Consider the following 7,548-nt stretch of genomic DNA (forward strand, 5'->3'; position numbering starts at 1 on the left):
AACGCGGACGAGGCCGCTGTCGAAGTTGCGGGTGCATCCTATCGCTACGTCGTGAGGTGCGCGAACGGCGTGGCCTGCTCGAAGTAGGGCCGTGGCAATGGTTGCTCTTGCCGGCACGCTGAACCAGTTCGTGCGAAACCCAGAAACCCCGGAGCCGGAGTGCGCCTTCGAGTGACAGGGGAGTGTCATCGAGTTGCTCCTTTCACGCCTTGTCTCAAAAAAAGCGCACTCTGATCTGGCTGGGGAGTGGCGAATCCCTTTTTAAAGATGCGTCAGAGCAAGATCGATTTTCACTCGGCGGAAATGGTAACCCTGAGTTTGGCTATGTTCTGCGCCGCTTGTTGCTCAAGTTTTCCTTCGTATCCGAAATCACCTTGAGCATCGCCTTGTTCGCCAGGTCGGCATCTTTGTCGCGAATGGCCTGCAGCACCATGCGGTGCTGCGGCAGCGAATATTTGAAATTCACTGCGCTGAGTGCCGACATCGTGAAGTAGCTGCTGAGGGTCGTCTCGATCACCGAAAATAGCGAGATCAGCAACTCGTTGCCGGTGGCGGCGAGGATCGCCTCATGGAAATCGATGTCGGCGCTGGTCCAGGATTCCGGATCGTGCGAGGCTTCCATCGCATCGAACGCCTGCTGCATCCGCTTCAACTGCACGACCGTGCGATGGCGGGCCGCGCTGGCGGCGGCGGCCGGCTCGATGATCTCGCGCATCTCCGAGAGCTTCTGCACGAAGTCCGCGGTGGGCATGGAAGCGCAGCGCCAGGCGAGCACATCCGCATCCAGCTGATTCCAGAAACGGGAATCGCGCACGCGGGTGCCGACCTTGGGGCGTGCCTCCACCAGGCCCTTGGCGGATAGCACCTTCATCGCCTCGCGCAAGGAGGTGCGGCTGACGTCCATCTCGTCGGCCATGGTGGCTTCCGGCGGCAATACCTCGCCCTGCTTGATCGCACCGCTGACGATGCGCTGTCCAAGTACCTGCACCACGTGCCCGTGCAGGTTGCGTGCGGCCATCGGGCCGGCGCCGCTGCGGAGGCGCCGGGCCAGTGCGGGATGGACGGTTTTGGTGGCGCCATCCCTGCTGCTTCGAAATGATGCCATTCAGCCGTTCTCCTTCAATACCACCCATGGGAAAGGCCCGCTGATGGACAAAGCCGATCGTTCACTCATCGCAGCGGGAAACGCGAACCTGTAGCGCTTTAGCCATGCGCCTGCAGGAAATGATGCCACGTTTCAGGATGGGTACGAGAAACAGCGAAAGAAAACGCAAGGTTTGGTTACCCGGCACCTTGGCGAAGCAGGTCCGGCTGCCGGCAAAGCTCCTGGGCGTGACGGCTGCCCGCCCGAATGCGGCCAGGGCAGGTGCCGCTGACGCGTTTGAATAGGCGTCGGAACGCCGCCTCGCTGCTATAGCCCAGGCGCTCGGCAATCGATGCCACGGACAGTCCCGGATCCTGCAGCAGCCGCTCCGCGACATTGACGCGCCATTGCGTGACGTATTGCATGGGCGGAACGTTCATCAATTGCGCAAAACGTTCGGCGAAGGCCGAGCGTGACATGCAAGCCAGACCCGCCATGTTCTGCATGGTCCAGGCGTGCCCGGGTTCCTCATGCACAGCCTGCAGCACCCTGCAGATGCGGTTGTCGGCGAGGGCCGCGAACAGGCCTTGCTGGTCGGCATGGCGGTGGGCGTAATCGCAGACGGCAAGCGTGAACAAGGTGTCGGCTAGCTTGTTCAGCAGTACCTTGCGGCCGGGTACGTCGGTCCGTGCGATCTCGACCATCATCGCCGAAAGCTGTCGGAACAGCAGATCGGCCTGCGCATCGCGCACCACGAAACAGGCTGGCAGGGCATGGCTCAGCGGGTGCCGGGTATGGCTGGCATAGCGAAGCTCGCCGCAGATCAGGCTGGTGGTGATGTCCGTCGCAGCGTCGCGCGAACGCAGCCGGTGCGGGGCGCCATGCGGAAAGACCACCAGGTCGCCGGCCTGCAGGTGCCATGTTTCATTCAGGGCTTCGCTTTCGATCAGGCATTCGCCGGTATCGACCAGATGGAACAGGCCGTTGCCGCTGCTGGGGGCATCGGCGAACCAGGAGCCGCAAAACTTGGGTTCGGCCACCACCTCGACGCGCAGCATCGACTGGTTGAGCAAGGCTTCCAGGGCGGGCGCCACCGAAGGAAGATGGGGGATCCCAGTCAGCTTGGCGTAGGCATCGACGTGCATGGACAGGCTTCCGTGACGTGGCGTGAGAGCCTGATGGGTGTCTCCGTGCAGCCGGCCTCGCTTCTGCGAGCCGGCATGTGGCCGTGCGCGGCTTGCCCAGACGGGCAGTCCGGCGCTGCGCTACGCACAACCACCTCACAGCTACGCAAAACGATGCGAACCAGGCTGAGACACTAATCAGGCTCTGTGTTATTCGCCGGAAGCCTCGATAGGTTACGCCGATGCGCGACGGTTACGTCTGGATGAACGTCCAGCCGCGGATCAACCCTGCCGCCAGCCAGCCCTGCAGCATCACCGCCATGCGCGGCATGGCGGCCGTTTCACCGTGATGGGCGGCCAGGCCGGCGCAGAGCGCGGCAAAGGATTCGCCTCGGATGGCCGCGCCCAGCACCTGCCATTCGTCTTCATCCAGGCGGCGATAGTGCACGGTCGTGTCCTTGCGCCACACCAGGATCTGTCTGGCTTGCTCGAAATGGCGCAGGCGGGGACGTGGTCGAGCGTGATCTGCGGCGCGGCGGAACGCATCGGCGTTGCAGCGGCAATCCAGCACGTGCAGGTTCTGTTGCAGGGAAAGCCGCAGTGCGGGCCATGCATCGGGGGGTACGGTGGAAAGGTCGGCCACGTTCGCATGGGTTTCGTCGGCGGCGTCGAAAGCGACGGAAATGGCCCAGTCCAGTCGCGCCATGTCCGCGAACTGGGGCTGGTCGCGCCAGGGATGGGCGTAACCGAGGAAGGCGGCAAGACCTGCGCCGTACCAGCGGATGTTGTAGTGCTCGGAAGGGTGCGCAGCGATGTATTTGTCCAGCATGGCGCCGAAGCGCCGGCCGGCCATGCTGCGCAGGCCGGTGAATTCGGCTTGCAGCGCATCGCGCAGGCGAACGCGGTAACCATGCTGGTAAACCGCCAATCGGCTGCGTGCATCGGCGATGCCGTTGTCACGAATAATGGAGAGTGCCGGCGGGTTTTCCGCCAGTACGGCCTGCAGCATTTGTTGTTGCAGGGCTTGCAGGGACGTCATGCCGCGTCCCGTAACAGCGGTTCGGCCAGCGCGCGCGCGTGCTCCAGTTCCATCATCAGCTCCGACAGCGGCGGAAAATGATCGTCGCGTTCGATCATGGTCGATACGCGGCCGAAGCGGCGCACGGCTTCGGCGTAAAGGTCCCACACGGCGTCGGCAACAGGCGCGTCATGCGTATCGACGATCAGCTGCGTGCCCTGCTCGTAACCGGCAAGATGAAACTGCTGCACGCGTGGAACCGGTATGCCGCGCAGATAATCCAGCGCCGAAAAACCATGATTCATCGCGCTGACATGCACGTTGTTGATGTCCAGCAAAATCAGGCAATCGGCACGTTCCGCCACCTCGGCCAAAAATTCCCACTCGCTCAACTGCGAATCGGCAAAGCTGACATAGCTGGAAACGTTCTCGAGCAGAATGCGGCGCTTGAGCCGGTCCTGCACCTGTTTGACGCGCGCGACGACATGATCGAGCGCTTCCTCGGTATATGGCAGCGGCATCAGGTCATGCAGGTTCACGCCTTGTACGCCGGTCCAGCAAAGATGATCGGAAACCCAGGCCGGCTCGACGCGCGCGGCCAGTGCGGCCAGCCGGGCGAGGTAATCGTCGTCGAGCGGATCGGTGCTGCCGATCGACATCGACACGCCATGCATGACCAGCGGATAGCGCTCGCGAAAACGGTCCAGCCACACTAACGGCAGACCGCCATGCACCATGTAGTTTTCCGAAACGATCTCCAGCCATTCGATGCCGGCTGGCTGTGCGAGCAGGGCTTCGTAATACTCCACACGCAAGCCTAATCCGTAGCCCAAATAGGGCAGTGCGTCGGAGCGATGGGCGGCACGCATGGCCATGGTGAGCCTGTCCTCTCAAAGAAGGGATGCACGCGGCTAAGCGTGCATCCCGTCATGCATCACTTCACTTCTTCGCTGCAGCTTGAGCCGCATGGCAAGCGGCTTTGGACGGCTGCATGGTGAAGCCGTGGCCCTTGCAGCTGTTCTGGCCCTTGCACGAGTTGGTGGCCTGCTTGCAGGCGCCCTGGCCTTTGCAGGAGCTGGAGTTGACGCACTTGACCATGGCTTGGTCGCCGGCGGGCGCTCCGGCAGGCGCGGCGGACACCGCTGCAGCGGCAAACAGGCCGGCCACCATGACGGCCATGGCGGTGGCATTGACTGTCTTGATGTTCATATCTATGGCTCCAAGAAGTGATGAGTCGCCGCATGGCGGCACAGAAAGCGTGTCCGTTGCATGGAAGCGAATTCGGACAAGGCTATTGTCCTGCCCCGTTCCATCGGTCGCTGCACCCGTGCATCCCCCATTTATGCCCGATCGTCCGGTGGAGCCGGGCCGGTCGGACTTGACTGGTCGAGGCGCATTTGCCGTCCGGCCAATTCAAGTGCGACAGGTTCCTGGGCAAGAAAGTCTGGACGTCCGGCTATGGAGACTAAGGGTGGGCCGACGCATCATGCACCTACTTCTTGAACCGGAATATAGGCAATGCGTCATTTCGTGGCGACGACCGCTTCGCGTTTGCTGGGCATCCTGCATGCAGGGCGCTGGCTGGGACCGTTGGTGATACGGCTGGTGTTCGGCTATTTCTGGCTGGAGACCGGCATCGGCAAGGTGCAGAATCTGGACAGCTTTACGCAGCGCTTCGTCGGCTGGGGCATTCCCCATCCGGCGTTCAATGCGGCCCTGTCGGCATGGACGGAACTGCTGGGCGGCCTGCTGCTGATGCTCGGCTTGTTCACCCGCCTGGTCAGCATACCGATGATCATCAACATGATCGTTGCGCTGGCGCTGGTGGTGTCGGGTCGCTTGATGAGCCTGGACGATTATGTCGAAGCCGACGAAGTGCTCTACATCACGATCTTCTTCTGGTTTCTGATCGCGGGGCCGGGAAAGATCAGCCTGGATACGTTGATTGCGCGTTGGCTGGGTGTTCGCGCACGCGATTGACCAGCGGCGTAGGCTGGGATTGCATCCAGCCTACGTGTGCATTTAGCCGTGCACGAGGAACGAGAGCAGCAGCTTGCCCGCAATGCTCCACATCACCAAGGCGATCAGCACGTCCAACACGCGCCATGCCGTCGGCTTGCGGAACACAGGGGCCAGCAGTCGCGCGCCAAAGGCCAGGCCAAAAAACCAGATGAACGACGCCGTCGCGGCCCCGATGCCGAACAGCGCGCGCGGCCACGGCGCAGGCCATGGTGCGGCCAGGCTGCCGATCAGCAGCACCGTGTCGAGATACACGTGTGGATTGAGCCAGGTAAAACCGGCGCAGGTGACGAGCACCTTCCACACGCTGCCGGCGTCGCTATGCGTGTCGGCCGTGAGCACTTCCGGGTGGAAGGCACGCCGCATCGCCTTGACGCCATACCAGGCCAGCACCAGCGCGCCGATACACGCGACCACCATCAGCAGGCGAGGATGCTGCCCCACGGCTGCGCCCAATCCGCCCACCCCGGCCGCAATCAGCACCGCATCGGATAGCGCACAGAACAGCGCGACCGGAAGGCGATGCGATTGCAGCAGCCCCTGGCGCAGGACAAAGGCGTTCTGTGCACCGATTGCGATGATCAGCGACGCGCCAAGCAGCAGGCCGTCAAGGAACGGAGCATGGGTGGCATGTGCCGCGATCAATACGCGAATTCCTTGAAGAGAGGGTCGACGCTGCCGTTCCAGTTGCCATGGAACAGTTCCAGCTTGCGCTCGGCCGGTGTCTGGTTGGCGTCGACGATCTCGATCAGCGGTTCGAGGAAGATGCTTTCGTCCGCATCGTTGCGATTGCGCCGATTGCGGCGCTTCAAGCCGTGTACGGCGATCTGCAATGCCTCGCGTGCCAGATCACGCACGGTGCCGCTGCGGAAGGGCAGCTTGAGCGCATGTTTGGGTACGCCGTCGCGCAATGCGTGGCGTTCCCCGCGGGAGAAGTCCGCGACCAATTCCCATGCGGCGTGCAGCGCTTCGTCGTCGTAGAGCAGGCCGACCCAGAACGCGGGCAAGGCGCACAGGCGATTCCACGGGCCGCCGTCCGCGCCGCGCATCTCAAGGTATTGCTTCAATCGCACCTCGGGGAAGGCCGTGGTGAGGTGATCGCCCCAGTCCTTCATCGTAGCGCGCACGCCGGGCAGTTCGTCGAGCGTGCCGGTCATGAAGCGCTTGAAATCCTTGCCGGCCAGATCGATGTAGCGGCCGTCCTGGTAGCTGAAATACATCGGCACTTCGAGCATGTAGTCGACGTAGCGTTCGTAGCCGAAACCGTCTTCGAACACGAAGTCCAGCATGCCGGTGCGGTCCGCATCGGTATCCGTCCATACGTGCGAACGGTAGGAGAGGTAGCCGTTTGGCTTGCCGTCGGTAAACGGCGAATCGGCGAACAGCGCGGTGGCGATCGGTTGCAGGGCAAGGCTGGTGCGGAACTTGCGCACCATGTCGCCCTCGCTTTCGAAATCCAGGTTGACCTGCACGGTGCAGGTGCGCGTCATCATGTCCAGGCCGAGCGAGCCGACCTTGGGCATGTATTCGCGCATGATCTTGTAGCGGCCCTTGGGCATCCACGGCATTTCGTCACGACGCCATTTGGGCTGGAAGCCCATGCCGAAGAAGCCAAGTCCAAGGCCGTCGGCCACCGAGCGTACTTCCTCCAGGTGGTTGTTCACTTCGCCACAGGTCTGGTGGATGGTTTCCAGCGGCGCGCCGGAGAGTTCCAGTTGGCCTGCCGGTTCCAGCGTAATGCTGGCTTTGTCGCGCGTCAGCGCCACCGGCGTGTCGCCTTCGCGGACGACTTCCCAGCCATGGCGCGCAGCGATGCCGTCCAGCAAGGCACGGATGCCGCGTTCCCCTTCGAAAGCGGGCGGCCTGAGGTCGTCGGTGCGAAAGCCGAATTTTTCGTGCTCGGTGCCGATGCGCCATGCATCGCGCGGCTTCTCGCCAGCGGCCAGGAAATCGATCAGCTGCTGGCGGCCGTAGATCGGGGTGCTTTTGACGGCACTGGGTATGGACACGGGGCGAGCCTCAGGGGAATAGCCCCCGACTATGGAGGCTTCGTGTCGCTGCGAAAAGGGGGCTTGTGAAAAAAATTGTACGTGACAGTACAGCTACACAAGAGTGCGAAAACGCGCGGGCAGGCACGGCACAAGTCCCACGCCGAGCGGGACGAATGCCTATTCCGCCACCCCTGGCGGGAATGCTACCCGCATCCGCGCGCCGGTTCCGTCGCATGCATCCAGTATCTCGAACCGCGCATGATGGCTGCGCGCGATCTCTTCGACGATGGCCAAGCCCAGGCCACCGCTTTG

At 62.7% G+C, this 7,548-nt stretch carries 8 protein-coding genes; 1 reads left to right on the forward strand and 7 read right to left on the reverse strand.

The window, feature by feature from the left end; genetic code table 11:
* Positions 1–322: 322 nt before the first annotated feature.
* The 5 genes from VMA74_RS21215 to VMA74_RS21235 all read right to left on the reverse strand — a co-directional run bounded on the left by VMA74_RS21215 (position 323) and on the right by VMA74_RS21235 (position 4,435).
* On the reverse strand, positions 323–1,105 hold the full coding sequence (locus tag VMA74_RS21215) for a FadR/GntR family transcriptional regulator (RefSeq protein ID WP_325370655.1): 783 nt from the start codon (positions 1,103–1,105) through the stop codon (positions 323–325).
* Positions 1,106–1,281: 176 nt separating this feature from the next.
* Complete coding sequence (locus VMA74_RS21220; RefSeq protein WP_325370657.1) at positions 1,282–2,229, reverse strand: AraC family transcriptional regulator; 948 nt, start codon at positions 2,227–2,229, stop codon at positions 1,282–1,284.
* Between the two features lie 232 nt (positions 2,230–2,461).
* Positions 2,462–3,247, reverse strand: coding sequence for a DNA-binding domain-containing protein (locus tag VMA74_RS21225; RefSeq protein WP_325370658.1), 786 nt, complete (start codon positions 3,245–3,247; stop codon positions 2,462–2,464).
* The gene (locus VMA74_RS21230; RefSeq protein WP_325370660.1) at positions 3,244–4,101 is read right to left on the reverse strand and encodes a DUF692 domain-containing protein; all 858 of its coding nucleotides are present in this window, start codon (positions 4,099–4,101) and stop codon (positions 3,244–3,246) included. The genes VMA74_RS21225 and VMA74_RS21230 overlap by 4 nt, the downstream gene beginning before the upstream one ends.
* 64 nt (positions 4,102–4,165) lie before the next feature.
* On the reverse strand, positions 4,166–4,435 hold the full coding sequence (locus tag VMA74_RS21235) for a hypothetical protein (protein WP_325370662.1): 270 nt from the start codon (positions 4,433–4,435) through the stop codon (positions 4,166–4,168).
* Between the two features lie 309 nt (positions 4,436–4,744).
* Between VMA74_RS21235 and VMA74_RS21240 the strand changes: the two genes are divergently transcribed.
* Positions 4,745–5,206, forward strand: coding sequence for a DoxX family protein (locus VMA74_RS21240; protein WP_325370664.1), 462 nt, complete (start codon positions 4,745–4,747; stop codon positions 5,204–5,206).
* 42 nt (positions 5,207–5,248) lie between these two features.
* Here VMA74_RS21240 and VMA74_RS21245 read toward each other — a convergent pair whose 3' ends face one another.
* Together VMA74_RS21245 and VMA74_RS21250 are read right to left on the reverse strand one after the other, a co-directional pair.
* On the reverse strand, positions 5,249–5,890 hold the full coding sequence (locus VMA74_RS21245) for a LysE/ArgO family amino acid transporter (RefSeq protein WP_325370666.1): 642 nt from the start codon (positions 5,888–5,890) through the stop codon (positions 5,249–5,251).
* On the reverse strand, positions 5,887–7,254 hold the full coding sequence (locus VMA74_RS21250) for a glutamate--cysteine ligase (protein WP_325370668.1): 1,368 nt from the start codon (positions 7,252–7,254) through the stop codon (positions 5,887–5,889). Before VMA74_RS21250 ends, VMA74_RS21245 begins: the two co-directional genes overlap by 4 nt.
* Positions 7,255–7,548 lie beyond the last annotated feature (294 nt).

This window comes from Dyella sp. (assembly GCF_035508675.1).
Classification (GTDB): Bacteria; Pseudomonadota; Gammaproteobacteria; order Xanthomonadales; family Rhodanobacteraceae; genus Dyella_B.